Source organism: Desulfovibrio sp., assembly GCF_019422935.1.
Lineage (GTDB): Bacteria > Desulfobacterota > Desulfovibrionia > Desulfovibrionales > Desulfovibrionaceae > Desulfovibrio.
Map to the genome: position 1 here is coordinate 302,481 of NZ_JAHZCJ010000001.1, position 24,490 is coordinate 326,970.

General features: G+C 56.6%; 28 protein-coding genes and 1 tRNA gene. 15 read left to right on the forward strand and 14 right to left on the reverse strand.

All coding sequences use genetic code 11. The features are described 5' to 3' along the window. Positions 1-41: 41 nt before the first annotated feature. The 10 genes from QZ383_RS01305 (at position 42) to QZ383_RS01350 (ending at position 8,696) form a co-directional block, all read left to right on the forward strand. On the forward strand, positions 42-479 hold the full coding sequence (locus tag QZ383_RS01305; RefSeq protein WP_022658544.1) for an OsmC family protein: 438 nt from the start codon (positions 42-44) through the stop codon (positions 477-479). An 8-nt stretch (positions 480-487) separates the two neighbouring features. Continuing rightward, complete coding sequence (gene lpdA, locus QZ383_RS01310) at positions 488-1,915, forward strand: dihydrolipoyl dehydrogenase (RefSeq protein WP_291442379.1); 1,428 nt, start codon at positions 488-490, stop codon at positions 1,913-1,915. Between the two features lie 4 nt (positions 1,916-1,919). Then, a complete protein-coding gene (gene gcvH / locus QZ383_RS01315) occupies positions 1,920-2,321 on the forward strand; it encodes a glycine cleavage system protein GcvH (protein WP_022658546.1) in 402 nt (133 codons plus the stop codon). 11 nt (positions 2,322-2,332) lie between these two features. Beyond that, the gene (locus tag QZ383_RS01320) at positions 2,333-3,397 is read left to right on the forward strand and encodes a DMT family transporter (protein ID WP_291442381.1); all 1,065 of its coding nucleotides are present in this window, start codon (positions 2,333-2,335) and stop codon (positions 3,395-3,397) included. Beyond that, positions 3,394-3,651, forward strand: a complete 258-nt coding sequence (locus QZ383_RS01325; protein WP_291442384.1) for a hypothetical protein — start codon at positions 3,394-3,396, stop codon at positions 3,649-3,651. Before QZ383_RS01320 ends, QZ383_RS01325 begins: the two co-directional genes overlap by 4 nt. A 559-nt stretch (positions 3,652-4,210) precedes the next feature. Next, complete coding sequence (locus tag QZ383_RS01330) at positions 4,211-4,912, forward strand: ABC transporter ATP-binding protein (protein ID WP_022658549.1); 702 nt, start codon at positions 4,211-4,213, stop codon at positions 4,910-4,912. A 16-nt stretch (positions 4,913-4,928) separates the two neighbouring features. After that, positions 4,929-5,741 carry an ABC transporter permease gene (locus QZ383_RS01335; RefSeq protein ID WP_291442386.1) on the forward strand — a complete coding sequence of 271 codons (813 nt, stop codon included), beginning with the start codon at positions 4,929-4,931 and terminating at the stop codon, positions 5,739-5,741. Positions 5,742-5,745: 4 nt separating this feature from the next. Then, positions 5,746-6,618, forward strand: coding sequence for an ABC transporter permease (locus QZ383_RS01340; RefSeq protein WP_291442387.1), 873 nt, complete (start codon positions 5,746-5,748; stop codon positions 6,616-6,618). Between the two features lie 12 nt (positions 6,619-6,630). Beyond that, on the forward strand, positions 6,631-7,404 hold the full coding sequence (locus QZ383_RS01345) for an ABC transporter ATP-binding protein (protein WP_240824819.1): 774 nt from the start codon (positions 6,631-6,633) through the stop codon (positions 7,402-7,404). Between the two features lie 203 nt (positions 7,405-7,607). Beyond that, positions 7,608-8,696 carry an ABC transporter substrate-binding protein gene (locus QZ383_RS01350; RefSeq protein WP_291442389.1) on the forward strand — a complete coding sequence of 363 codons (1,089 nt, stop codon included), beginning with the start codon at positions 7,608-7,610 and terminating at the stop codon, positions 8,694-8,696. Between the two features lie 268 nt (positions 8,697-8,964). Here the strand turns inward: QZ383_RS01350 and tolR are convergent, their stop codons facing one another. Both tolR and QZ383_RS01360 read right to left on the reverse strand, forming a co-directional pair. After that, positions 8,965-9,396, reverse strand: a complete 432-nt coding sequence (tolR, locus tag QZ383_RS01355; protein WP_291442391.1) for a protein TolR — start codon at positions 9,394-9,396, stop codon at positions 8,965-8,967. 2 nt (positions 9,397-9,398) lie between these two features. Beyond that, on the reverse strand, positions 9,399-10,088 hold the full coding sequence (locus QZ383_RS01360) for a MotA/TolQ/ExbB proton channel family protein (protein WP_291442393.1): 690 nt from the start codon (positions 10,086-10,088) through the stop codon (positions 9,399-9,401). 1,301 nt (positions 10,089-11,389) lie between these two features. Between QZ383_RS01360 and QZ383_RS01365 the strand changes: the two genes are divergently transcribed. Both QZ383_RS01365 and QZ383_RS01370 read left to right on the forward strand, forming a co-directional pair. Beyond that, entirely contained in the window at positions 11,390-11,686 is a 297-nt protein-coding gene (locus tag QZ383_RS01365; protein ID WP_291442395.1) for a hypothetical protein, read from the forward strand. A gap of 153 nt (positions 11,687-11,839) precedes the next feature. Beyond that, positions 11,840-12,052 (forward strand): hypothetical protein, encoded by a 213-nt coding sequence (locus QZ383_RS01370; RefSeq protein WP_291442397.1) that lies wholly within the window; start codon positions 11,840-11,842, stop codon positions 12,050-12,052. A 312-nt stretch (positions 12,053-12,364) separates the two neighbouring features. On the opposite strand, the gene QZ383_RS01375 is transcribed toward QZ383_RS01370, so the two are convergent. Beyond that, positions 12,365-12,631 (reverse strand): RNA-binding protein, encoded by a 267-nt coding sequence (locus QZ383_RS01375; protein ID WP_291442399.1) that lies wholly within the window; start codon positions 12,629-12,631, stop codon positions 12,365-12,367. 306 nt (positions 12,632-12,937) lie between these two features. Between QZ383_RS01375 and QZ383_RS01380 the strand changes: the two genes are divergently transcribed. Continuing rightward, positions 12,938-13,234 carry a hypothetical protein gene (locus QZ383_RS01380; RefSeq protein WP_291442401.1) on the forward strand — a complete coding sequence of 99 codons (297 nt, stop codon included), beginning with the start codon at positions 12,938-12,940 and terminating at the stop codon, positions 13,232-13,234. A gap of 132 nt (positions 13,235-13,366) precedes the next feature. Here QZ383_RS01380 and QZ383_RS01385 read toward each other — a convergent pair. The 5 genes from QZ383_RS01385 to hisD form a co-directional block, all read right to left on the reverse strand. Beyond that, positions 13,367-13,458 (reverse strand) — tRNA-Ser (locus tag QZ383_RS01385). Between the two features lie 309 nt (positions 13,459-13,767). Then, the gene (locus QZ383_RS01390) at positions 13,768-13,908 is read right to left on the reverse strand and encodes a hypothetical protein (RefSeq protein ID WP_240824643.1); all 141 of its coding nucleotides are present in this window, start codon (positions 13,906-13,908) and stop codon (positions 13,768-13,770) included. 86 nt (positions 13,909-13,994) lie between these two features. Further along, on the reverse strand, positions 13,995-14,765 hold the full coding sequence (locus tag QZ383_RS01395; RefSeq protein ID WP_291442403.1) for an enoyl-ACP reductase: 771 nt from the start codon (positions 14,763-14,765) through the stop codon (positions 13,995-13,997). A 222-nt stretch (positions 14,766-14,987) separates the two neighbouring features. Then, positions 14,988-15,869: a phosphoribosylaminoimidazolesuccinocarboxamide synthase gene (locus QZ383_RS01400; protein ID WP_291442405.1), complete on the reverse strand. Its 882-nt coding sequence runs from the start codon at positions 15,867-15,869 to the stop codon at positions 14,988-14,990. 27 nt (positions 15,870-15,896) lie between these two features. Next, complete coding sequence (gene hisD, locus QZ383_RS01405; protein ID WP_291442407.1) at positions 15,897-17,201, reverse strand: histidinol dehydrogenase; 1,305 nt, start codon at positions 17,199-17,201, stop codon at positions 15,897-15,899. A gap of 221 nt (positions 17,202-17,422) precedes the next feature. On the opposite strand from hisD, the gene grpE reads away from it, so the two are divergent. Next, a complete protein-coding gene (grpE, locus tag QZ383_RS01410; RefSeq protein WP_291442918.1) occupies positions 17,423-18,061 on the forward strand; it encodes a nucleotide exchange factor GrpE in 639 nt (212 codons plus the stop codon). A gap of 66 nt (positions 18,062-18,127) precedes the next feature. Here the strand turns inward: grpE and QZ383_RS01415 are convergent, their stop codons facing one another. Then, entirely contained in the window at positions 18,128-19,108 is a 981-nt protein-coding gene (locus tag QZ383_RS01415) for a LysR family transcriptional regulator (protein WP_291442409.1), read from the reverse strand. Between the two features lie 104 nt (positions 19,109-19,212). Between QZ383_RS01415 and QZ383_RS01420 the strand changes: the two genes are divergently transcribed. Beyond that, complete coding sequence (locus QZ383_RS01420; RefSeq protein ID WP_291442411.1) at positions 19,213-19,599, forward strand: carboxymuconolactone decarboxylase family protein; 387 nt, start codon at positions 19,213-19,215, stop codon at positions 19,597-19,599. A gap of 99 nt (positions 19,600-19,698) precedes the next feature. Here QZ383_RS01420 and QZ383_RS01425 read toward each other — a convergent pair whose 3' ends face one another. The 5 genes from QZ383_RS01425 to QZ383_RS01445 all read right to left on the reverse strand — a co-directional run bounded on the left by QZ383_RS01425 (position 19,699) and on the right by QZ383_RS01445 (position 24,385). Next, positions 19,699-20,796, reverse strand: a complete 1,098-nt coding sequence (locus QZ383_RS01425; protein WP_291442414.1) for an HD domain-containing phosphohydrolase — start codon at positions 20,794-20,796, stop codon at positions 19,699-19,701. Next, the gene (locus QZ383_RS01430; RefSeq protein ID WP_291442415.1) at positions 20,793-21,389 is read right to left on the reverse strand and encodes a PqiC family protein; all 597 of its coding nucleotides are present in this window, start codon (positions 21,387-21,389) and stop codon (positions 20,793-20,795) included. The genes QZ383_RS01425 and QZ383_RS01430 overlap by 4 nt, the downstream gene beginning before the upstream one ends. Next, positions 21,389-22,357, reverse strand: coding sequence for an MlaD family protein (locus tag QZ383_RS01435; protein ID WP_291442417.1), 969 nt, complete (start codon positions 22,355-22,357; stop codon positions 21,389-21,391). The genes QZ383_RS01430 and QZ383_RS01435 overlap by 1 nt, the downstream gene beginning before the upstream one ends. Beyond that, complete coding sequence (locus tag QZ383_RS01440) at positions 22,354-23,127, reverse strand: ATP-binding cassette domain-containing protein (protein WP_291442919.1); 774 nt, start codon at positions 23,125-23,127, stop codon at positions 22,354-22,356. The genes QZ383_RS01435 and QZ383_RS01440 overlap by 4 nt, the downstream gene beginning before the upstream one ends. 148 nt (positions 23,128-23,275) lie before the next feature. After that, positions 23,276-24,385, reverse strand: a complete 1,110-nt coding sequence (locus QZ383_RS01445; protein WP_365860693.1) for an ABC transporter permease — start codon at positions 24,383-24,385, stop codon at positions 23,276-23,278. Between the last annotated feature and the right edge of the window lie 105 nt (positions 24,386-24,490).

Below are 24,490 nucleotides of genomic sequence, written 5' to 3' on the forward strand. Positions count from 1 at the left end.
GGCAGGGTGCCCTTGTGTTTTTCCAGCCTGGAGGCTTTGAAATGTCACATGAACTCAGTGTTTCTCTCTGCCGCCGCGGCGGCAAGGTGGATCTGGATATGGAGAGCGGCGCGTTTGGCGTGCTCACCATAGACGGCGAAAAGATTCCGCCCGAAGAACGTTCCGGCACGGCCAAAAAGCTTCTGGCCGCCTCTGCCCTGTACTGCTATTGCGCCGCTTTGGACAAGGCTCTGGATACGCGCAACGCCAAGTACGACAAAATCGAGGCCAGGGCCACGCTGCACACCGGCACCGATGATCTGGGCCGGGGCAGGGTAACGGGCATTGATATCGACGTTACCGTGCATCTGGATGAAGAGTACGAATTCATTTTTGACCGTGTGGAAAAGATCATGCGTCAAGGCTGCCTGGTCACGGGTTCGCTGGAGGCCGCCTTCCCCGTGAAGTACAACCTCAGGCTCGCCGACGACGAGGATTAGGAGCCCGCATGTCCGACCAGAAAAAAAGCATGATCGTTGTGGGCGGCGGCCCTGGCGGTTACACGGCGGCTTTTGCTGCCGCAAAGGCCGGAATGGCCGTAACCCTTGTGGAGTGCGCCGAACTTGGCGGCACCTGCCTCAACAACGGCTGCATACCCACCAAGACCATCAAGTCGTCTGCGGAAGCTCTTGAGATTGCCCAGCAGGCCGTGCAGTTCGGCGTCAAGATTGAAGGCGGCGTCAGCATTGACCCGCAGGCCGTCTACGAGCGCAAGGAGCGTGTTTGCGCCACCCTGCGTTCTGGTCTTGAAAAGACCTGCGCCGCCCTTGGCGTAACCCTGGTGCGCGGCAAGGGGCGCTTGCTTGGCGGCGGCGCGGTGGAGGTAACCGGCGACGGCGCAAACTCCAGCCTGACAGCGGATTACGTCATACTGGCAACGGGTTCGCATCCTGTGAACCTGCCTGGTCTGACGGCCGACCACAAGCGCATTCTCACCAGCGATGACGCCCTCAAGCTCACCCATGTGCCAGCCTCCATCATCATTGTGGGCGGCGGCGTCATTGGCTGCGAGCTGGCCTGCATTTATCGGGCTTTTGGCTCCACGGTCACAGTGATTGAAGGGCAGGACAGGATATTGCCCCTGCCTTCGGTGGATGCCGACATCAGCACCCTGCTCCAGCGCGAGATGAAAAAGCGCCGCATTGCCTGCGAACTCGGGCAAACGCTTACCCACGTGCGCGTGGATGAAAATGGCGTCAGCGGCGTACTTGCGCCGTCGCCCTTTGTGAGCGGCGCGCCTGCGAGGCCAGAACGCCCCATCAGCGCCGAAATGGTGCTTGTCTCTGTGGGCCGCGCCTCCATGACCGCCGGGCTTGGCCTCAAGGAAGCTGGTGTTGCCACGGATGAGCGCGGCTGGATACGCGCTGATGAATATATGCGCACATCCCTGCCCGGCGTGTATGCCATTGGTGATGCCCTTGGCCCTGCGCGCGTCATGCTTGCCCATGTGGCTGCCGCCGAGGCTCTTTGCGCCGTTACCGACTGCCTGACCGGCGGCAAGGGCGCACCCATGGATTACCGTTTTGTGCCTTCGGCCATATTCACCTCGCCGGAAATTGGCTGCGTGGGCATGAGCGAGCAGCAGGCGCGCGATGGGGGCTATGAGGTCAAAACCTCGGTTGTGCAGGTCCGCGAACTCGGCAAGGCCCAGGCCATGGGCGCACTGCCCGGCTTCTGCAAACTGGTGGCAGATGCCAGCGACGGCACCCTGCTTGGCGCGCACATGGCTGGCGCGCACGCCACCGACCTTATTGCCGAAACAACTCTGGCTTTGCGCATGGGCGCTTCCATCAACGACATAGCCACCACCATCCACGCCCATCCCACGCTGGCAGAAGCCATTGGCGACGCTGCCCTGCGTATGGAAGAGGAGTAGTATCATGAAAGATCTTGACCAATTGGCTTTGCCCGAAAATCTGCGCTATACCGACGAACATGTGTGGCTGTGCGTGGAAGGCGAAACCGCCACCGTAGGCATCAGCGACTTTGCCCAGGACCAGCTTGGCGAAATCGCCTTTGTTGACCTGCCTGCCGTGGGTACAACCTACAAAAACGGTCAGGAATTCGGCACCGTTGAGTCGCTGAAGTCCGTCAACGCCCTGTTCATGCCTGTTGCCGGGTCTGTGCTTGAAGTGAATGAAACTCTGGAAAGCACGCCCACCCTCGTCAATGCCAAGCCCTATAACGAAGGCTGGATGCTGCGCATCCGCATGGACGACCCCGCCGAGGCCGCAACGCTGGCCGACAGCGCCGCCTACCTCAACCTTTTGCGCAAGGGCTAAGAGGCAAAGCGGTGAAAGGCCCTTCCGGCAACGGCCCGAAAAGCGAAAGGGGCGTGTGCAGCACCTCTGCGCGGGATGCGGCATATGTACGCAAAGGGCTTTTTCTCGCTGCGCTGACTGGGGTAATTTTCAGTCTTGATGGCCCTATCCTGAAGCAGGGGTTGGTAAAAGAGCCGTTCAGCATTCCTGAATTCTGGCTGTTGGCCCCCCTGTTTGCGGCAGGCTGTCACGACATCAGCGCGGCCTGTCTTTCCCTTGTTCTCAATGTGGCCCAGGGCAAAGGGCGGGAGGTGTTTCGCACCTTTTGCAGCAAGCCCGGCAGGTTCTGCATCATGGGCGCTTTTATGGGTGCTCCCCTCGGTATGGGGGGGTACCTGATGGGCATTTCACTGGCAGGGCCAGCCTATGCATTGCCCATTTCCACCCTGTATCCGGCCATCGCGGCGGTGCTGGCGCGCTTTTTTCTGAAAGAGCGTATTTCCGCAAGGGCCATGTGCGGCCTTGCGCTTTGCGTGGCGGGCGCGTTTACCGTGGGTTGGTCTGCGCCGCAGGGCGGCGTGGGCGGTCAGGCCTTTTATCTGGGGTTGGGATTTGCCTTTCTGGCCGCCTTTGGCTGGGCATCGGAAGGCGTGTGCGTTACGGCGGGCATGGATTTTATCGAGCCTGTTGTGGCCCTGAACGTCTATCAGATTGTTTCCAGCCTGCTGTATATGCTGGTGATCGTGCCTGCGGCCTTTGTGCTGCTGGAACGCGGCAATCCCGGTCTGAACGCGGCTGACCTGCTGGCGCAGGCCCTTGCCAGCCCAGGTTTGCCCTTTTGCATAGCCGCTGGCCTGGTGGGCTGCGTTTCATACCGCTGCTGGTACACGGCCATGAACATGACCGGCGTATGCCGGGCCATGGCCCTGAACGTGACCTATGCCCTCTGGGGCATACTGTTCAGCGCCCTTTTCACCAACGTTACCGTTACCCGTAATCTTGTGGCGGGCGCGGTGGTGATTGTGGCGGGCATTGTGCTGGTTGTCATGCAGGGCAAGGGCGGAACAGCCATGCGACAGGCGCAGGAGGGACTGTGATGCGCGTTCGGCTGCCTCTGCGGCTGGCTGTTTGCAGGTTGTTGCTGGACGGCGCGTCCCGCACTGCCAGTGAGGTGTGCGCCGCTCTGGAGCCAGAATACGCGGGCGAAAGGCAGATCAATGCGGCGAATATTGAAGCCCAGCTGCAAGCCCTCAAGGGCGTGGGTATTGTGATCGTTTGTAATGAATCCGATCAGGGCGTTGCATACGGAATCACCCCGGACGGCAGGCAGCGGGTTCTGCGCAATCTCTAGTACAGGGCAGGCCGCGCAGAACGGCAGGCCCGATCAAAACCGGAAAGATCAAACCATCCCCTGCGGAGGAAAGTACGACGTAATTGTCGCCTCCCTTGCGCAAAACAGCAGGCCTCTTGGCACTGACCGATTTTGGTTTGTTCTTTTATTCCCTAGCGTGGCCTGGAAAAATCGGGTACAGCGGCCCGCGCAAGCCCTAAATATGCGCGCCAATGGCGGGTGCGTCACATGTGTCGCAAAATGCGCGTTCGTGTCGCAACCAGTGCCGCAATATGGGCATGTTAAGCAAAAAATATCCTGTAATAGCTGATGATAAGCGGTTTTTTGCAGGAGTTGTGAAAAATGGTATATATTATGCAAAATGACTCACAAAGAATTTCGAAGCACGCGCAACCATCCCGGCAGCCCATTGGCAGCTTTCAGGGGCGTTTGGCTTCTTTTGCGAACCCGGACGGCAGACCGGGACATTCAACAACTCTCACCAAGGAGTGCAGCCGTGCAGCAAACCGATGACTGTGCCTGTTCCGACGCTAAAATAGCAGTCAGGGATTTAACGAAAATGTATGGGGACCTTACCGTTCTGGACAAGGTCAACTTTACCATCAAGCGCGGAGAACTGGTTTGCATAGTCGGGCCTACGGGATGCGGCAAGACAACCTTTCTCAACTGCATGTCCAAACTTACGGAAACCACCTCCGGCAACATCTACATTGATGGTGAAGTGGCAAATCCGCGCAAGCATAACCTGGCCTTTGTGTTTCAGGAACCAACGGCTCTGCCGTGGCTTACCGTGGAAGAAAACGTGGCCTATGGCATGCGCATAAAAAAGGTTCCGCCCAAGCAGCTCAGGGAACGCCTTGATATGATTCTGGAGATGGTGGGTCTGGAAGATACGGCCAAGCTGTATCCCAACCAGGTTTCGGCCAGCATGATGCAACGTATCGCCGTGGCGCGCGCCTTTGCCGTGAACCCCGATCTGCTGCTCATGGATGAACCCTACGGCCAGCTTGACGTGAAGCTGCGCTTCTATCTTGAAGACGAGCTTGTGAAGCTGTGGCAGACCCTCAAGAGCACCGTGCTTTTTGTTACGCACAACATTGAAGAAGCCGTGTATGTGGCTGACCGCATCCTGGTGCTGAGCCCCAAGCCCACCAAGGTGAGGGCGGAAGTGGTTGTTGACCTGCCGCGCCCGAGGGATTTCAGGGATCCGCGTTTTGTCGAACTTCGCCGCCAGGTCACAGACCTCATCCGCTGGTGGTAGGAAAAAGGGACAGCTTATGCAATGCAATGAAAAAGTAACCTACCGCAAGCCCATGCGGCTTCGCATCCTGCCGGTTTTGAGCGTTTGTATTTTCCTTGGCGTGTGGCAGATGTGCGTTGGCCCGGCTGACAGCAACGACTGGCGCATTCCCGGCACGCTGCTCAGCTCGCCCTACGACATCCTGAGCCTCATGTTCGACAAGCTCACCAATCCCGCACCTGACGGGGCCGTGCTGCTGGAGCATGCCTGGACAAGTATGCAGGAAGCCTTTTGGGGCTACGTGCTGGCCCTGATTGTGGGCCTGCCCCTGGGCCTTGCGATGGGCTGGTTCACCACAGTGCGCGGTCTTGTGCGCCCCATATTTGAAATCATCCGGCCCATTCCGCCTGTTGCCTGGATTCCGCTGACCATTTTCTGGTTCGGCATCGGTCTGCCCGGCAAGGTCTTTATCATCTGGCTTTCGGGCATCGTGCCGTGCGTCATCAATACCTACACCGGCGTGCGCATGACCAACCCCGTGCATATCCAGATGGCCAGAACCTATGGCGCTTCCGACTGGCAGATATTTACCTCCATCTGCGTTCCTTCCGCGCTGCCCATGGTGTTTGGCGCGTTGCAGATCGCTCTGGCCTACTGCTGGGTGACCCTGGTTGCCGCTGAACTGCTGGCCGCAGACAAGGGCCTTGGCTACCTCATCACCATCGGCCGCATGCTTGGCCGTACCGACCTTGTGATGGTGGGCATGGTGAGCGTGGGTATCGCCGGCGCAATCATCGGTTTCATCATTGACAAGATCGAATCCCGGCTGCTGGCCGGCATCAGGAGATAGCGCCATGCAGTCTTCCTCGGCGTCCAACGGGCAGACCCAGAGCGTCTGCAATGAAACCATCAAGAACACGAAAAAGTACGAGTTTTCGCTGACCCGTGCCCTCAAGAGCGAATACTTCTTGTACATCGTTTCGCTGGTATGCTTTTTCGGCCTGTGGCAGTGGGCTGCCACGTCCAACGTGTTCGGCTACAGCAGCGCTCTGGCCACGCCCTTTCAGGTGGTGGAAAGCCTGCATGACCTGAGCGTCAACAAGCTTTCCGGCCTTGGCCTGCTCGAACATCTGTGGATCAGCACGCGCCGCGTTATCATCGGCTTTTTGATTGCCGCTGGCTTTGGCATTCCGCTGGGTCTGTTCATGGCCTTCAACGAAACGTTCCGCGCCATTGTGAAGCCCATTTTCGACATGTTCAAGCCCATGCCGCCCCTGGCCTGGATTTCTGTGGCCATTCTGTGGTTCGGCATTGGTGAAGCGCCCAAGATTTTCATTATCGTCATTGGCTCCTTTGTGCCGGTGGTGCTCAACTCTTACAGCTGCCTGCAACTCATCGAACCAGAATTTTTCGATGTGGTGCGCATTATCGGTGGCAAGCGCTGGGATGAAATCCGCCTTGTGTGCATTCCCGGCGCACTGCCAGCCATTACGGCTGGTTTGCAGATCGCCATGTCCAGCGCCTGGACGTGCGTTGTGGCGGCGGAGCTTGTGAATTCCCGTTCCGGCCTTGGCTACATCATTGTGCAGGGTATGAAGCTGTCCGACCCCGGCATGATTATCGGCGGCATGCTCATTATCACCGCTGTTTCGCTGGTGTTCACCCTGGGGATGGATATGCTGACCCGCAAGCTGTGCCCCTGGCAGCGTGAAATCGAGAATCTTTAGAGAGCCAAGGAGCTGAACGTGAAAGACACGCAGCCAAAAATTGTCTGTGACAATATAAGCAAAACCTTCATCCAGAAGGGAACCCAGGTGGTTCCGGTTCTGGAGAACATCTCCCTTGAGGTGCGCGATCAGGAGTTTCTGGTCATCCTCGGGCCGGGCCAGTGCGGCAAGACAACCTTGCTGCGCATCCTTGCCGGGCTTGAATCGCCTTCGTCCGGCGCGGCTTATCTGGACGGCAAGCAGATTGTGGCCCCAGGCCCGCAGATCGGCCTGGTGTTTCAGAGCTACAAGCTCTTTCCGTGGAAGACCGTGCGCCAGAACGTGGAAATCGGCCTTGAAGTACGCGGGCTTGAGCCTGCGAAGATCCGTGAGATTTCCAATCACTATCTTGGCATGGTGGGTCTGCAAGGCTTTGAGGATTACTATCCTCACCAGCTTTCGGGCGGCATGAAGCAGCGTGTGGGCATTGCCCGCGCCTATGCTCTCAACCCCGAGGTGCTGCTGCTTGATGAACCCTTTGGTCAGCTTGACGCCCAGACCCGCTTTTTCATGGAGCAGGAGACCGAGCGCATCTGGCACATGGACAAGCGCACCATGATTTTTGTGACCAACAACATTGATGAAGCCCTGTTCCTCGCCGACCGCATCGTCACCATGGAAGACAAGCTGCCGGGGCATGTGCACACCTCGTATGACGTGCCCCTGCCGCGCCCGCGCGACACCATGGATCCCGCGTTCCTTGAACTGCGGGCCAGAATTACGGAAGAACAGAAGCTTACGCTCTAGCACTGCGCACAGCAGCAAGGGCCGCGCCGTACATGGGTGCGCCTGCCAGCGGTACGGCCCTTGCCGCGCATGCGAGAGCATGGATTTCTCGGCAAACCTGTATGCACTTGCCGAGGTTGCTCAAGTGGTTTGTTTGAAGGTTTAAGCAGTTGAAAGGTTTTTTGTAAAAGCGGATCTGTCCACTAACCAATTAGGAGTCATGCATGAGAAAACTGCTTCTGGTCGCGCTTCTGCTTTGCATGGGCGCTGTCATCTGCGGCGGCCCCGTCGCCACTCTGGCAGCCGACAAGCCCGTTGAAATTTCCACCTGCTGGATGGACGAATCCCCGGGCTTCAACATCTGGTACGCCAAGAAAATGGGTTGGGACAAGGAAGAAGGCCTGGACATCAAGATGTTGCTGTTCAACAGCGGCCCTGCCCAGATGGAAGCCCTGCCCGCCAAGGAATGGGTGCTCGGTTCCACGGGCGTTGGCGGTCAGCTGATCGGCGGCATCCGTTACAATATCTACTCCGTGGCCCCCATCATCAGCGAAGGCGAAGTGCACGTGCTTTACCTGCGCCCCGACAGCCCCGCCGCCAAGGTCAAGGGCTACAACCCCAAGTATCCCAACGTGTACGGCAGCCCTGAAACCGTCAAGGGCATGAAGATCCTGTACACCTCCCAGACCACCGTTCACTACATGATCGGCAAGTGGCTGAGCATCCTTGGCCTTACCGAAGCCGACGTGACCCTGGTGAACATGGAACAGCCCTCTGCCGTGCCTGCTTTTGAAAAGGGCATTGGCGACGCCGTGTGCCTGTGGGCGCCCTTTACCTTTGTGGCTGATTCCCGCAAGTGGCAGCGCGCTGGCACCATGACCGACATGGACTGCATCACCGTGTCTTCGCTCGTGGGCGACAAAAAGTGGTGCGATGAAAACCCCGAACTGGTTGCCAAGTTCCTGCGCGTGTACCTGCGCGGTTCCAACATGCTGCGCGAAGAAGGCCCCAGCCCCCGCATCATCAAGGAATACCGCCAGTACATGAACGAATTCGCCGGTATCCGCATGACTGACGAAGAAGCCAAGCTCGACATCCAGATCCACCCCCGCTGGTCTTATGAAGAAACCATGGCTCTGCTCGACAGATCCAAGGGCGAATCGCAGGCCGACAAGTGGCAGAATTCTGTGGCCGACTTCTTTGGCAGCATCAAGCGTTTCTCGCCTGCTGAAATCAAGAAGTTCAAGGACGCCCAGATCAATACCGACAAGTTCCTCAAGCAGGTTCAGCTGCCCATTCCCAGCTGGAAGTAGCTCCTCCCCCACGGACACGCGCCGGATGTAAATCTGGCAGTACAGGGCCTGTTCTTTGCCTATTGCCGGGCAAGAACAGGCCCCTTATTTTTTATGGCAGGGCAGAGATGACAGGTGATGACAGCGGATGAAAGTGAAAGGCCGTGTGCGCGGGGCAGGGCGGGGAGACCTTGCCACGGTAATGCTTGAGGAGGATTGCTGCGGGGATTGTTGTTGCGGGAGCGTTGCCGCTATCCGGTACCAGATCAGCAAGAAATCCGGTCGCTGATCATTTGCCTTTATCTTCAGCTCCATCATCCGGCACGGAGGTGGTCACAAGGCCCACGTCCTTGATGCCTGCGCTGCGCACCCTGTCCATCACGCTCATAACCATGCCGTAGGGAACATCCTTGTCGGCCCGCACAAAGAGCTGCCGCCCGCTGTCCTTTACCTGCGCGTTCAGGGCATCCGGCAGACTGTCCATGTCTGTTTCCTGCTCGTTGAGAAACAGCGCGCCGCCATTTTTGACCGTCAGGATAACGTGGTCGTCATCCGTGGGCAGCACTTCTGAGGTCTCCACCTTGGGCAGGGCCACATCAAGCCCTTCGGTCATCATGGGGGCTGTGACCATAAAGATGATCAGCAAGACCAGCATCACGTCCACAAAGGGCGTGACGTTGATGTCGGCAACAAAATCGTCGTCGGCGGAAGATGCGGCCATGATTAGCGCTCCTCTGAAAAGGCTATGCCGCCAGCGTGTTGCGGCGCTTCGTGTTGCAGGCGGTTGAGCATCTGGCCTGCAAAGTTGATGCATACGCCCTCAATATGGGCCAGCTTGGCGCGGAACACGTTGTAGCCGCACACGGCGGGGATGGCCACAAACAGGCCCACAGCGGTGGCGATGAGCGCCTCGGCAATGCCGGGCGCGACTGTTGCCAGCGAAACGCTCTTCATCTGGGCAATGGCGGTGAAGGAATGCATGATGCCCCACACCGTGCCGAACAGGCCGATAAAGGGGGCAGTGTTAGCGGCGGTGGCAAGCAGGGCCAGGGATGATTTGAGAACGGAGATTTCTTCCGCCACGGCAAAGTGCAAGGCCCTGCGCACATTGTCGTTCAAAAGGCGGTCAACGTCGCCAGTGCGGGAAATACGGTTGAATTCACGGATGGCGCGGAGCGCAATGCCAAAAAGGGGAGAGTGCTTGTCATTTGCCAGCACCGGCAGCGCCCGGCTCAGCTCCCCGGCCTCGTCAAACGCAGCCAGCCCCGCCTGCGTGCGCTGCTGGGCAGCGCGCAGCAACAGCCACTTGCTGCACATGTAGGCCCAGCTTGCCACAGACATGCACAAGAGCAGCGCCAGCACGCACTTGGAAACAAATGTCGCCTGCAACACCGCCTGAATCATGGAATCCATGATATCCCCCCCCCAAAAAAAAGAATATGAAATTGAAATTCAAAACTATCGTGTGGTAGTACGCCCCGCAATCTTTGTCAACCTGACAGCGCGAAATTCAAGCAAAACAGTATAATGTTTGGCATGTTATCTGTTGATGCTGAAATCGATGCTAATCCTAGCACACCGTACAGGCTTGCTGCCTGCAATGCTCTGGAATCGTCGTGATGGCGGGCAAAGTTCACGTTGTTCAGCGCGGTAACGTGGGGCGCCAACTAGGGAAAAAACGATTCTTAGAAGGTGAACTCCACGCAAAGTTTGTGGATCTCAAGAATGGTTGCGCCTGCATGGCTTCATGTTTTGGTGCCGGGTGCGGCGGAGAATACGCGTTGTGATTGGTTCAGGCGCGCAAAAAAAGAAGGAGGAGTTGTGCTTCTCCTCCTTGCTGCTTGGGCTGACTGGCTGCAAAGCGTTCCCCGGCAGCACTCTTGAATCTGCTGGCGGCGCAACACTGCTGAAATCTTCAAAAAATGTATCTGACCTGCCAGAACCTGCTGCGTGTTGATGTAAAATTCTAATAAATCTGCATTACTGCTGTGAAGCTATGATGATACACGGCATTCAGAGGTTCATGAGATATTCAGTTTGCAATTATGTGATTGCAAACTCCAAAAAAATATAGCGCTTCCAGTTATCAGGATGCAACGTATGAATTCCACAACCTGATGGCAGCTGATTCGCTGACAGACCACTGCAAGGGGCAGTTTCCGCATTCGCAGACAAGCCGATATATGTCGTTGATTCTGCCTTCAGGTCTGGATACTTCGACCTTGGGGGCCTTTCCACATTTGATACAGGGATGAATGACAGGGAGATTTTCTTTGTTCATGCGGGCAACATAATCCTCTTATTGCCTGTAGTCAAAAGGGATTAGCCGTGAGTGTCTGTTAGACGCTTGCTTGCTCATAAATCCGGTTTGCTAGCGAGTGGCCCCGCAGTATTTCTTATTCACTACCATTTGGAAAAATATACGAGACCGAATCCGGGCTATTGTTTTCAAATGAGGCTGAGTGAATTATTATTTGTGATAATATATAATTATTATTTATAGTTAAGTGTGCTTATCCCCAAAAATTGAGGGAGGCGGTTTCAGGGGCTCCCCATGCGTCCGGTTACGTGGCGGCAAGGATAATTGTATGTGCAACTTTTGTAGTTCTGTTGTTGCGATATGATATTGTTGATTTTTTTTATTATCTAAATTTTGATACACTGCTGATTTGTTGTGATAGTATGTTCATAGATATTGATTATGGGGAGTAGTTGTGGAGTATCCACTTGATCTTGTTTCTGCGGCTCTCAAGAGTAAGGGTGAAAAAATATTCATCCTCGCAGATGGTCATGAAATGAAAATAATGCCACTGGATGATGGCAAAACAATGGACATCATCATTGATGACGGTGCTTCATATAAAACAAAAGGAGCCAAAAATTTTGTAAAAATAATTGGGCAGATATTAGAGAGTAGAGGCATTGCCGGATGGGATGAAACTCGGGAAGGTCAAGACCGCATTGATCAGGTGCTTTCCATGTACAAAAATGAATTGAATGACGCTTCCTGAGCAGTTTTGTAATGTATGGTGCTGTGAGGCATCGTATGCTAGGATGACTCGTCTGCAATCAATCCGCATCATGCTTTTATTTTATAATGGGCAAAGATTATTTGCCCGAGTGAGGAGGTACAATTTTTTTGAATATGAACAGGAGAATGAATTATGCAAATTAACTCAAAACAACGTGCTGAGATAGAAAGAATTTTATCGAATTGGAAAAGATATCTAGAAAGTCTTCCGCCAGCATCTGATGATTTGAAATTACATAAATGGCTGGGTATGAACACTTCATTGGTAAAAAAAGATACTTTTAGTAATAAGTTGCGAGTTGTTGCAAATGAGCTGAGAATACGTCTTGACGCAACGGCATTATAAAGCTTGGTATAAATAGAAAGGGTGTGGAGTGCCCCCATAAATGGCAACGCAAGAGTTTACGGGCTGAACGTTGTGTACTTTGTGGGGGCAAAATATTTCATACCCTTTTGGCTTGCTGATGGCTGGCAGGAAAATTTGCGCTCCTGTGCGTTTGTCCCCTGGCCGGATTTTCGTTCAGGCCGCATGGCTGATGTTCGCTGACATTCAGAGGGCAGGTTTCAAATTTTCTTGCGCGCAACACCAATTGAAGCCGGATAAAAAAAGAAGGCCGTGAAAATCACGGCCTTCCTGCATTTTAAATGCGTACTGGGCTTACCAGCGGCGGGCGGCGGGCTTTTTGGGCTCAGCCTTGTTCACGCGCAGGGCGCGGCCGTCAACTTCTTTGCCGTCAAGAGCGGAGATGGCGTTGATGGCGCTGCTTTCGTCCATTTCAACAAAACCAAAGCCACGGGCGCGGCCGGTTTCGCGATCAGAAATCAGGTTCACGGAAAGAACATCGCCAAAGGGCTTGAAGAGAGCTTCAACGCCGTCCTGGGTGGCAGACCAAGACAAATTACCGACATAAATAGAAGTAGCCATGTGAGACTCCAAATGGGTTAAGGGGAGGTAGACTTTCTGCTTGAAGCCTTACCCATGTAAAGTCTCTGGCGAAAAATTTACTATGCCCAATCAATGATGGGGAAACATAGGTCGGGCTGCAGAAAATGTCAATGAATGTTATTTTGAAAAAAGTAATATTGAGGTGGAAATTTGCAATTTTTATTAAACTATTACCAGCCAGAACAAGGGGATAAGGACTGAAAAATTATTTTTTATTATTCATTTAGACACCAAGATTTTATGTTGGTATGATAGTTGTTTGATGTTGAAAAAAATGGAGTATGTATGAATTATAAATTACGCCTTGTTACAAATATTCTTACGAGTAAGGAAGAAAAGGTTTTTACCTTTCAGGATGGGCAGAAAATGTCCATCGAGCCTGTGGGTGATGGTAAAACAGTAAATATCACCCTGGGGGAAGATGAGACGTACAAGACCAAAGGTGCCGATGCTTTTTTGAAAAGGGCGGAAAAAATACTCAAGCAGCGGGCGCAGGGGGAATCTGACGAGTCTTCACAGAATCATGACGATATATTCAAGATTCTATCCCTGTATGAGGGCTGCGGCCAGCGCCGAAGGTGATAGAGGCGAAATGTCTTACGGTGCGGAATATATGGCTTGATTTCTTTTATGGACGAAAAATCCCCTCTTGGTGGGGAGTTTTCGTCCATAAAAGAAAAAGGGGCTACTGTTTTACAGTAACCCCTTGAAATCTGGCGGAGAGGGGGAGATTCGAACTCCCGGTACGCTGTTAACGTACACACGATTTCCAATCGTGCTCCTTAGACCAGCTCGGACACCTCTCCATTCGGTGTTGTTCACCGCTCAAAGCCGAATACCTATATAGCAGGCATTCAGGAATTGCAAGAGAAAAAATTGAATCAGGGCAGTTTGTTGCAAAAAAAGTTGCCGAAAGGGGCTGCAACCGCCCCTGCGGCCCCCCCTTTTTTATGTCGCCGCACGGGCTCTGTTCTGACGAAGCCCCATCGCAGCAAAGCCCCCAGAGCAAAGAGTACAGAGCAAAGCCCACAGCGCTCCCAAAGAGCAAAGGCCCACCCGGAATCCCGGGTGGGCCTTGTATGAGATATCAACAGGGCTGCGCCGATCGGCCTGGGCTAATCGTCTTTGCGGTCCTTGTTTTTGGTTTCGTCATCTTTGCGCTTTTTCTTGGTGATCTGCGCGGCGCGATAAAAAGCCCACAGGCCAAACATCGCCATAACGGTAATGCCCACAGCATTGAGTGTCAGGATGTCCATGATCTGATCCTTCTGACGGCATCAGGCTGCTGAGGCCGCGCCATTGCGCAAGCGCGCGTTCTGTTGTGGTCTTGCCCGCTGGGGGGTTAGCCCATGACGCCTATGGTGCTGAAGCCGCTGTCCACATAGATGACCTGGCCCGTCACAGCGTGGGCAAGGTCAGAGGCGAGGTACAGGGCCGTGCCGCCCACGTCGCTGGTGGTGACGTTGCGGTGCAGCGGGGCGTTGCGGTCAACAATGTTGCACAGATCCTTCATGCTGGAGACAGCAGAAGCGGCAAGGGTCTTGATGGGGCCAGCGCTGATGGCGTTGACGCGGATGCCCTTGGTGCCGAAGTCGCAGGCAAGGTAGCGCACGGAGGCCTCAAGAGCGGCCTTGGCGACGCCCATGACGTTGTAGCCGGGGATGACCTTGGTGGAACCGTGATAGGTCATGGTCATGATGGAAGAACCCTCGTGCAGCAGGGGTTCAAAAGCCCGACAGACGCCCGTGAGCGAGTAGGCGGAAACGTCCATGGCAAGGCGGAAGCCCTCGCGGGAGGTGTCCACAAAGCGGCCACCCAGGTCTTCGCGATTGGCAAAGGCCACGGAGTGCACAAGGATGTCCAGATCGCCCCACTTTTCTTTGACCAGATCGGCGGCGGCCTGAATCTGCGCGTCATCGCACACATCGCACTGGAAGGTGAATTCACCGCCAAGCTCTTCGCTCAGGGGGTCAACGCGTTTTTTGATGGCATCGCCCACATAGTTGAACGCCAGCCGGGCGCCTTGTTCCTTAAGGGCATTGGCAATGCCGTACGCGATACTTCTATTATTGGCCAAACCCAGTATAAGAGCTTTCTTTCCTTGCAGCAGCATGGATCCTCCTAAAAAACAATGCAAGCCGAACGAGTCGGCACTAAAGTGTATCAGAACAGCGGCAGCGCGCGCTTGGGCCAAAAAAGCCGCACAATATACGCGGCGCTGTCGGACAGTGGACGGCAGGTCGATGGTACAGCCCGGCGCTTTTGTGAAAAAAGTGCCTTGGCCGCCACGCCAAAGGCGCGCCCGGCACTGTTGTACCGGACGCGCTCAAATTTTTTACTTTGTAAGGATGTCGTAAGCTTCCTGGTAGCGGTTCGCCGTGGCCTTGATGATTTCTTCCGGCAGGGCGGGCGGCGGGGGCTGCTTGTTCCAGGGCTGCTTTTCCAGCCAGTCTCGCAGGTACTGCTTGTCAAAGCTGGGCTGGCCCTGACCGGGCTGATACTGGTCAGCGGGCCAGAAGCGGGAAGAATCAGGCGTGAGCACTTCATCAATGAGGTGCAGTTTGCCGTCAATAAAGCCGAACTCAAACTTGGTGTCGGCCACGATGATGCCGCGCCCGGCGGCATAGGTGCGCCCGGCCTCGTAAATGGCAAGCGTGGTGCGTTCAACCTGGGCGGCGGTTTCCGCGCCGAGCAGTTTCGCAGCCTGAGCCACGCTGATGTTTTCATCGTGCTGGCCCAGTTCTGCCTTAGTTGAGGGCGTAAACAGCGCAGGTTCCAGCTTGTCGGATTCGCGCAGGTTGGCGGGCAGCTTGTAGCCGCACAGGGTGCCGGTGGCCTTGTAATCCTTCCAGCCGGAGCCGGTGATGTAGCCGCGCACAATGCATTCCACGGGCAGGGGCTTGGCCTTGCGTACGATGACGGCGCGGCCTTCAAGCTCGTCCTTCCAGGGGGCCAGAGCGGCGGGGAAGCGGTTCACATCGCTTTCAATCAAGTGATTGGGGATGATGTCCTTGAACTTTTCCATCCAGAACAGGGTGATCTGGTTAAGAATCACGCCCTTGTAGGGGATGGGTTCGTTCATGATCACGTCAAAGGCCGACATGCGGTCAGTGGTGACAATGAGCAGTGTTTTTTCGTCCACATCATAGATGTCGCGCACTTTCCCGCGAGAAAGAAGGGGATAGGCGCTGATCTCGGTTTTTACCACGACTTTCATGATGGCTCCTGATTCCTCTGGCTCTTGCTATTTCTTCCCGCGCGCTTCAACGGAGCGGGCGTGGGCTTCCAGGCCTTCCAGCCGGGCAAGGGCGGCTATGGACTGCATGTTCTGCTGTAAAAAGGTTGAAGAAGCGGCCACGATGCTGGTCTTTTTGCAGAAGGTCTGCACCGAAAGAGCCGATGAAAAACGCGCCGTTCCCAGTGTGGGCAGCACATGGTTGGGCCCGGCAAAATAGTCGCCCACGGGTTCGGGGCTGTGCTGGCCCATGAATACGGCACCGGCATGGCGAATAAAGGGCAATACGGCCCAGGGGTCGCGGGTGCACAGTTCAAGATGCTCCGGGGCCACCATGTTGGCAACCGCCACAGCTACGGAAAGATTGGGCGTAACCACAATGGCGCTCCAGTCTTCCAGCGCGCGGGCGGCGGTGGTGGCTCTGGGCAGGGCGGCGCACTGCTTTTTCAGCTCCTGCTGGAGGGCATCGGCCAGACGGGCATCGTCGGTGATGCAGATGGCCGAGGCCAGGGCATCGTGCTCCGCCTGCGAAAGCATATCCGCGGCAAGCCATGCGGGATTGGCGGAAGAATCGGCCAGCACGAGCACTTCGCTTGGCCCGGCGATCATATCAATGCCCACAGTGCCCTGCACAAAGCGCTTGGCAGTGGTGACAAAAATATTGCCAGGCCCGGCAATAACATCCACAGGCTGAATGGTCTGCGTACCGTAGGCCATGGCCGCAATGGACCATGCTCCGCCAACGCGGTAAACTTCATCAATATCAAGTAGATGCGCAGCAGCAAGAATGTGCGGATTAACCGTGCCGTCCTTGCGGGGCGGCGTGAATACCGCCAGACGCGGCACGCCAGCCACCTGGGCGGGTATGGCGCTCATGAGCAGGCTGGAAACAAGGGGCGTATTGCCGCCTTGGCCGCCGGGAACATACAGGCCGCCCGCGTCAACAGATGTAACCTGCTGGCCGAGAATGCTGCCGTCCGGGCGGGTGAGAAACCACGATTTCTCAACCTGCGCTTCGTGGAAAGAACGTATATTGGACGCAGCCTCGCCGATGATTTCGCGGCTTTCAATGGTGACGGAGGCTGCCGCCTTGGCGATCTCCTGCTCGCTCACGCGCAGGGGCGGGGCAAAGTCAGGGCAGTCAAAATTGCGCGTGTACTCCACAAGGGCGTCGTCGCCCTTTTGCCGCACAGCGTTGATAATGTCGGTTACGGCGCTTTCCACCCCGTTGCCGGGGTTGTGCCGCCCTTGCAGCCACTGGGCCAGCGCGGGCCATTCCTGTTCATGTTGCAGCGTCAAAATTCGGCATGTCATAGTGCTGTTCCTCTTCTGGTTCGCGCAATATACAGAAGCCGCCGCAGAATGTCGAGGCGCAGATGTCTGGCAACTGGCGCAAGTGCTGGAGCAGCGGAGGCCGCAACAAAACTTTTTGCAGTTACGGCAGCGCCTTGACAGGGTGGACAAGCATACTTACTTAACGAAAAGCATCGTGACCCCGCGGGGTCGATTCAGGAGGAAGCATGCAGCGTCATAAAATGAACCACTCATTCGGACAGCAGGGCGGTCAGCAGGGCAGCCAGGCGGATAACCGGGCAGAATGCCAGCCCGAAAGACCGGAAGATGGTTTTCTTGAAGAAGACGGTATTCTGTTCGGTCAACATGCGGGCAAGAATCCCGCTGCCGATTCCGTGCAGGAGTCTGATACTGCCCCGGCAGACAAGGCGGCTTCAGCCGAAAGCCTTGAAGAACGTTGCAAGGCGGAGCTGACAGAAATGCGCCTGCGTAATGCCGCAGAAATGGACAATTTCAAGAAGCGCCTGGCGCGCGAGCATGAAGAGCAGATGCGCTACGCTGCTGAAAAGGTCTTGGGAGATCTGCTGCCCACGCTCGATAACCTTGATCTGGCCCTGCGTTACGGCAGCAAGAGCGAAGCCTGCAAAGACATGTTGCAGGGCGTGGCCATGACCCACAAGCTGTTGCTTGATGCGGTGGAAAAGCACGGACTCAAGCCCCTGGGCGAGGAAGGCGAAGAATTTGATCCCAACGTGCATGAAGCTGTGGGGTTTGAAGACCGCCCCGACTTTGCCCCCAACTCTGTGGCGCGTGTGCTGCAACGGGGTTTCAAGCTGGGTGAGCGCTTGCTCCGCCCCGCCAAGGTGATGGTAAAACAGTAAATTTTTTGTGCTCGGCTTTTCGGCCCGGTGGCTTCGGCTGCCGGGCTTTTCTGTTTTTTGCGCTGGTTATGCCGTGCCCAGAAAATGGGCGGCCTCGGCAAGGATCTGCCGCAATTGTGATGTCGTTTCAGGCTCGTCACCCTGATTGGTGCTGCCGTCCGGGTCGTAATCACCACCCGTTTGCAGTGCCAGGCCCAGGCGTAGTTCCAGCAGTTCCCCCTCCGCCAGCGGGCAAAAGACAACATCTCTCCGCCCAATGGCGGAAAATGAACGTGGTAGCAACCCCATGCCGTCTCCTTGAGCTATGCGGGCCAGCAGCACATCGTATTCATCCGGTTCTTCCAGATAAACTGGCGCAAATCGCATATGGGCGAAAATGCCTCGCATGTGGTCAAAGTATACGGGGTTGTTCTCGCGCCGAAACCAGAAAAGAGGTCTGCCGTTCAGACTTTGCAGGCGTATCGGCTCCTGACTGTCATGCTGCAGGGCAGCAAGCCATGCGTGGGGCAAGGCCGCCAGCAGAGGCTCTGCATAGGGCAGCGGGCTTACGCGCACACCCGGAACCTCAAGCGGCAGGGCCACCAGTGCCGCGTTCAGTCTGCCCCGGCTAATCCCGCGCGCCAGTTGGGGCGAGGGCTGGCGCACATAGCGCACCGGGTTGCCTCTGAGAATATCAAGCTTTTTCATGAAGCCTGAAAAAATGCCCTGTTCAAAAGCTGTTGTCAGGCCAATGGACAAGGGCGCTTCTGATCCATTCCCGCCATGTCCGAGCCTCCGCAAAAGCAGCCTTGCGGCGTCCTGTGCTTCCAGTACCGGGCGGGCAATGCGCAGCACTTCCACCCCTGACTCTGTGAGTGTCAGCCCTCGGCTGTGGCGTTCAAACAGCGTGATGCCCAGCATTTCTTCCAGATGTCGCATATGGCGGCTCAGGGGCGGCTGGGTCATATACAGCCTGTCAGCTGCGCGGCGCAGGCTGCATTCTTCTGCAACTACAGAAAAATAGCGCAGCAGCCGCCAGTCAGGGATGTCAAAAAGATCGTTAGCCATACCTTAAAGGTATCACCAAAAAGGCAAGAGGCAAAGTAATGGCTTGGGCATAAAAGTTGAATCAGGCCAAGGCATTGAGCCAGGCCATTACGCAGGAGAATGTCATGCAGACTGATCGTTATGCCGCAGGGCTTGCCATGCTGGAACAGGTTGACGGACGCGGTGGGGAAAAAGTGCTTGAAAGCGTGCGGGCCATTTGCCCAGATTTTGCGCAATACCTTGTGGAATTTCCGTTCGGGGATATCTATTCAAGGCCAGGGCTGGATTTGAAAAAAAGGGAGATTGCCGTTGTGGCGGCCCTGACAGCAATGGGCAACGCGGCCCCGCAACTGCGTGTGCATATTGCGGCTGCCCTGCATGTGGGCTGCACCCGTCAGGAAATACTGGAAGTCATTATGCAGATGGCCGTGTACGCTGGGTTTCCCGCCGCGTTGAACGGCCTGTTTGCCGCCAGGGATGTTTTTGACGGGCAGGATGGGCAGAAAGTGTAGGGCTGGTGCGGCGGTTGCTGTTGGCAGCCGCTGCGTCAGAACAGGGAGAAATGTCGGGCAGAAGCAGAAGATCGCCATTACGCGGCAAAGTTCAGAGGGCTACATGTCTGAATATTTCGCGGCAATACTGCGGAACTGCTCCTGCATGGCCAAAAAGGCGTCCACCACTTCGGGGTCAAACTGGGTGCCGCGTCCTTCCACAATAATGCGCATGGCTGTTTCGTGCGGCATGGCGGGTTTGTAGACACGCTTGCTGCGCAGGGCGTCATACACGTCGGCCACGCTCATAAGGCGGGCGGAAAGCGGAATGTCCTTGCCAGCAATGGCGCGTGGGTAGCCCTTGCCGTCCCAACGTTCGTGGTGGCAGTAGGCAATGTCGCTGGCGATGCGCAGAAAGGAATTTTCCCCCAGAAATTTGTCGGCCGAGGCCAGCACAGCGCGCCCCAGCGTGGTGTGTTCCTTCATGGCCTCATATTCTTCATCAGTGAGGGGGCCGGGCTTGTGCAGCACTGTATCTGCAATGGCGACCTTGCCCACATCGTGCAGCGGCGCAGAAAGGTAGAGCCACGAAATGGCATCGGCGTCCAGCTCGTCCCTGTATTCGGGCAGTTGCGAAATATAGACAGCCAGCGCTTTTACATAATTCTGTGTGCGTTTGATGTGCGCGCCGGTTTCCGTATCGCGCCATTCCGCAAGGCTTGCCATGGCGTGAATGGTGGCTTCTTGCGTGAGGGCAAGCTGGCGCGTGCGGGCGAGCACCAGATCGTTCAGGTGGTCGCGGTAGAGTTTGTATTTGAGCTGGTTGGCAACGCGATTGCGCACCAGCGAGGAGCGGAAAGGCTTGGTTATGTAATCCTGCGCGCCCAGCGAGAGGCCCTTGGCTTCATCAGTTTCTTCATTCTGCGCCGTAATGAACATAACCGGGATGTCGCGGGTCTGCGCATCGCTGCGCAGGCGCTTGCACACTTCGTACCCGTCCATGCCGGGCATGATGACGTCAAGCAGGATCAGGTCTGGAGGGGGCTGCCGCAGGGCCAGACGCAAGGCGTCTGTACCGTTTTTGGCAAACATGATTGTGTATTTGTCGCGCAGGCATTCACTGAGAATGCGCAGGTTTTCAGGCGCGTCATCCACAAGCAGGATGATGTTGCGCCTGTGTACCTGGGATGGATCGGCGGCTTCGTCGGCCCAGTTCATGACTTGCCCCGTGTAAGCACGGGCAGGCGGGCGGCTAGATGTTCGCCCATGCGGCGCACCATGCGGCTTTCTGCCGCTGTGAGCACGTCGTAGGTTTTGCCCGCCACCGGTTCAGCATCGGCATAAATGCCTCGGGCGATGACGTCGTCGTGGCGGTTTTTCAGAGTCCAGCGCGCTTCAAGCACGGCCTTGGAGTCGAAATTGCCGTCCAGCCTCTGCAAATCCACAAGCAGCACATAGTCGGCACGGGTGTCGTCGCCCGGCGCAAGCACGTTCAGCCCCACAGCCAGCAAGGGCGGGGTCAGCACTTCCTGCACCACACGGCGCACACCATGCCCCACGGGCTCCGCCCAGGCGTGAAATTGCGAAACAACAAGCTCTGTTTCGCCGTTCACACGGCTGACAATGCTGTTGCGGTCAAGGTAATCCGGCACGGTAACCTGCGCCACGCGCAGGTTTCTGGTGGGCAGTGTGTCGGCCTTGACCGGCTCAAGGGCGCTTTCAAGCAGATAGTAGCGCGTGGGGGTGCTGCGCGCGCAGCCGCTCAAAAGTGTGAGCAGCACCAGCGAAAGAAGAAGGATTTTGCGTTGCATCAGCGTGTTCCTTGCTTGCCCCGCAGCAGAGCTTCGGGATTACGTTCAAGCATTTCGGCCAGGGCGCGCATGGAGCGCATTGTATCGGTGCTCTCTTTAAGAAGGCGGCGCAGATCGTTCATGGTGGGTGAATCACGCCCCAGAATGCCCTGGGCCGAAGCTGTGACCACGCGCAACTGATCTGCCGCAACCGCCATGCTCTGCATGGCTTCCCGGAAGGAAACCAGCGTGGCTGGCAGTTCCTTTTCAACAGAGACGCTGGCCGTGCTCAGGCTCTTGAGAACCTGCTCCGTATTGGTGCGTATGGCGCCCTCGTGCAAAATGCCGTGGGCTTCCTGAAATGTGTTGGTGAATGCCGTGAGCGCCTTGCCCAGTTTGTCGTCACTGAGGCCGAGGGCAAGGTTTTGCAGCACGGCGCTGAAAGAATTTACCATCTGCTCCAGCGGCATCTGCGAGAGTGTGCTTTGCAGCGTATCGATGGGCGAAGGAATGGTGGGAATCTCCATGTCCGGCGTAGCGGAGCGGAAGTTGGCCGCCGTGGCAGGATAAAAATCAAGCTCCACGCGGTATTGACCGGTGATGAGGCTTTGCAGTTGCAGCCGCCCGCGCAGGCCGCGCTGCACCATGCGGCGTATGATTTCCTGCTGGAAAGACTCGGAGGGTGCGGCAGCACCGCTGGCACGCACAAAACTGCGTTCGTCAATGCGGATATAGACGGGGATGGTCACGTTGGAATCGCGCGCGTTGGCAACCAGATTGATGCGCGTGACGCTGCCCATGGGCACGCCCCTGAACACAACCGGCGCACCCGTGGAAAGCCCGCTGACCGAGCCATCAAAGTACATCACGTATTCAAGATCATTGCTGAAAAGGCGGCCCCCGCCGAGCAGCATGATGCCCAGCACCAGCAGAGCCAGGCCCCCCAGCACAAAAGCGCCGACAGTTGTTTTGTATGACTGCGAGTTCATCGGGATTGTTCCTTGTGCGAAGTTGCAGCGTGCGAAGTTGCCGTTGGGGCGTTTTCGCCTGCGTCCTCATTCTGGTCGCGCCTGCCGCCTCTGGTCAGAAAGAGCTTTGCGCTTTGGTCTGTATTGGGATCTTTCACCAACTCGCTGGGATTACCGCTGGCAGTGACCGTTCTGCTTTGCGCATCCAGAAAAATGCTGTTTCTGGCTATGGTAAAAATACTCGGCAACTCGTGAGAAACAATAACAAAAGTTGTACCCAGGCTGTCGCGCAGCTCCAGTATCAGGTCGTCCAGCAGCCGGGAGCTGACCGGGTCAAGCCCTGCGGATGGCTCGTCCAGAAAGAGAATCTGCGGATCAAGCGCCAGTGCCCGGGCAAGCCCCGCGCGTTTGCGCATGCCGCCGCTGATCTCCGAGGGGTAATAATCCTCAAATCCGGCCAGACCCGCAAGAGCCAGTTTGAGCGAGGCCTGCTCCCTGATTTCATCATCGGTGAGGTCAGTATACTGTTGCAGGGGCAGACCCACATTTTCCGCCAAGGTCATGGAGCTCCACAGCGCGCCGCCCTGAAAGAGCACGCCCGTGTTGCGCATGATGCGGCTGCGGCTTTCTTCCGTGCCAGCCCAGAAATCTTCGCCATTATAGCAAATCTGCCCTTGCTGCGGCTCCTTGAGGCCCATGAGCACCCTCAGCAGGGTGCTTTTGCCGCAGCCGGAACCGCCCATGACCATGAAAATATCGCCCACGCGCACGTCAAACGACACGTTGCGCATGAGTACAAAGGAGCCGAAGGCCACCGTAAGATCGCGCACCCTGATGCGCACGTCTTCATCCGGCACGGCAGGGGCCGGGCAGGACGGTGCAGCGCTGGTCGCGTCCGTGTTGGGCAGGATAATGGAGGGCTGGGCGGTGTCAGGCATGTTACACATCCAGCACGTTGCAGATAACAGTGATGATGGCGGTAGCCACAATAATGCCCACAATGGCCTGCACCACAGCCGTGGTGGTGGCCTGGCCCACAGCCTGGGCGCTGCGCCCGCAGCGTATGCCCTGATAGCACCCGGCCACGGCCACAATGGCCCCAAAAACCGTGCCGTACACAAGACCGATGATCAGATGTTTGAAGGGCACCATCTGGATGGTGGCATTGATGTATTCCATGGGGTTCAGCCGCAGCATGGTGGTGCCCACCAGGAAACCGCCGATAATGCCCATGAGGTCGGCATACAGGGTCAGCAGGGGGATCATGGCCATAAGGGCTAGCACGCGCGGCAGCACAAGAAAGTCGTGGGGAGAAATGCCAAGGGTAGAGAGGGCGTCGACCTCTTCGTTGACCTGCATGGTGCCGATGAGGGCGGCGTAGGCAGCGCCCACCCGGCCAGCCATGACCACGCCCACCATGATGGCCCCCATGACCCGCAGCATGCCAATGCCCACAAGGCCCGCAACATAAATCTGCGCGCCAAACTGGGTGAGCTGCACCGCGCCCACAAAGGCCAGAATCAGGCCAAACAGCAGGCTGGTGAGCGAAATGATGGGCAAGGCGGCCACGCCGCATTCGTGCATGGCGGCAAACAGATCCATGGGGCGCATCTTGGCCCTGCCAAGAAACAGCCGCCAGATGGAAAGTACAATCTCGCCAAGAAAATTAAGAAAATCCTCAAGCTTGGGCCGTAGAGCCAGTACGCTTTCGCCAACGCGGGTCACAAAGCCCACATCGGTTTTACTGCGTTCGGAGCCTGCCTTGGCAGGAACCGCAAAGGCCAGTTTGATGAGGCGCTCGAGGCCTTCGGGCAGTTCCGTATGTACCGGCAGCTCACGGGCACGCGCCGCCTTGACCATCTGCACCAGAAAAACCAGCAGGGTGCTGTCCCACTGGCCGAGGTCGGCGCTTTCAAGGCGCACTTCGCGGATGCGCTGGTCGGCTATCTGGCTCAGGGCGGTCACGGCCTCGAGAGGCCATGGTTCATCCAGATTCCAGCGCCCGCCAACGCTCACGCGCAGCAGCGGCCCCTGAACAGATACGGTCACTTGCGGACTTGTTTCCATCACTATACTATACGCGTAGCACAACATCTTCGCAAGCGTCCTGGCCTGCGAACCGTTTTGAAATCTTTTTGAAACCCCAAACCACCG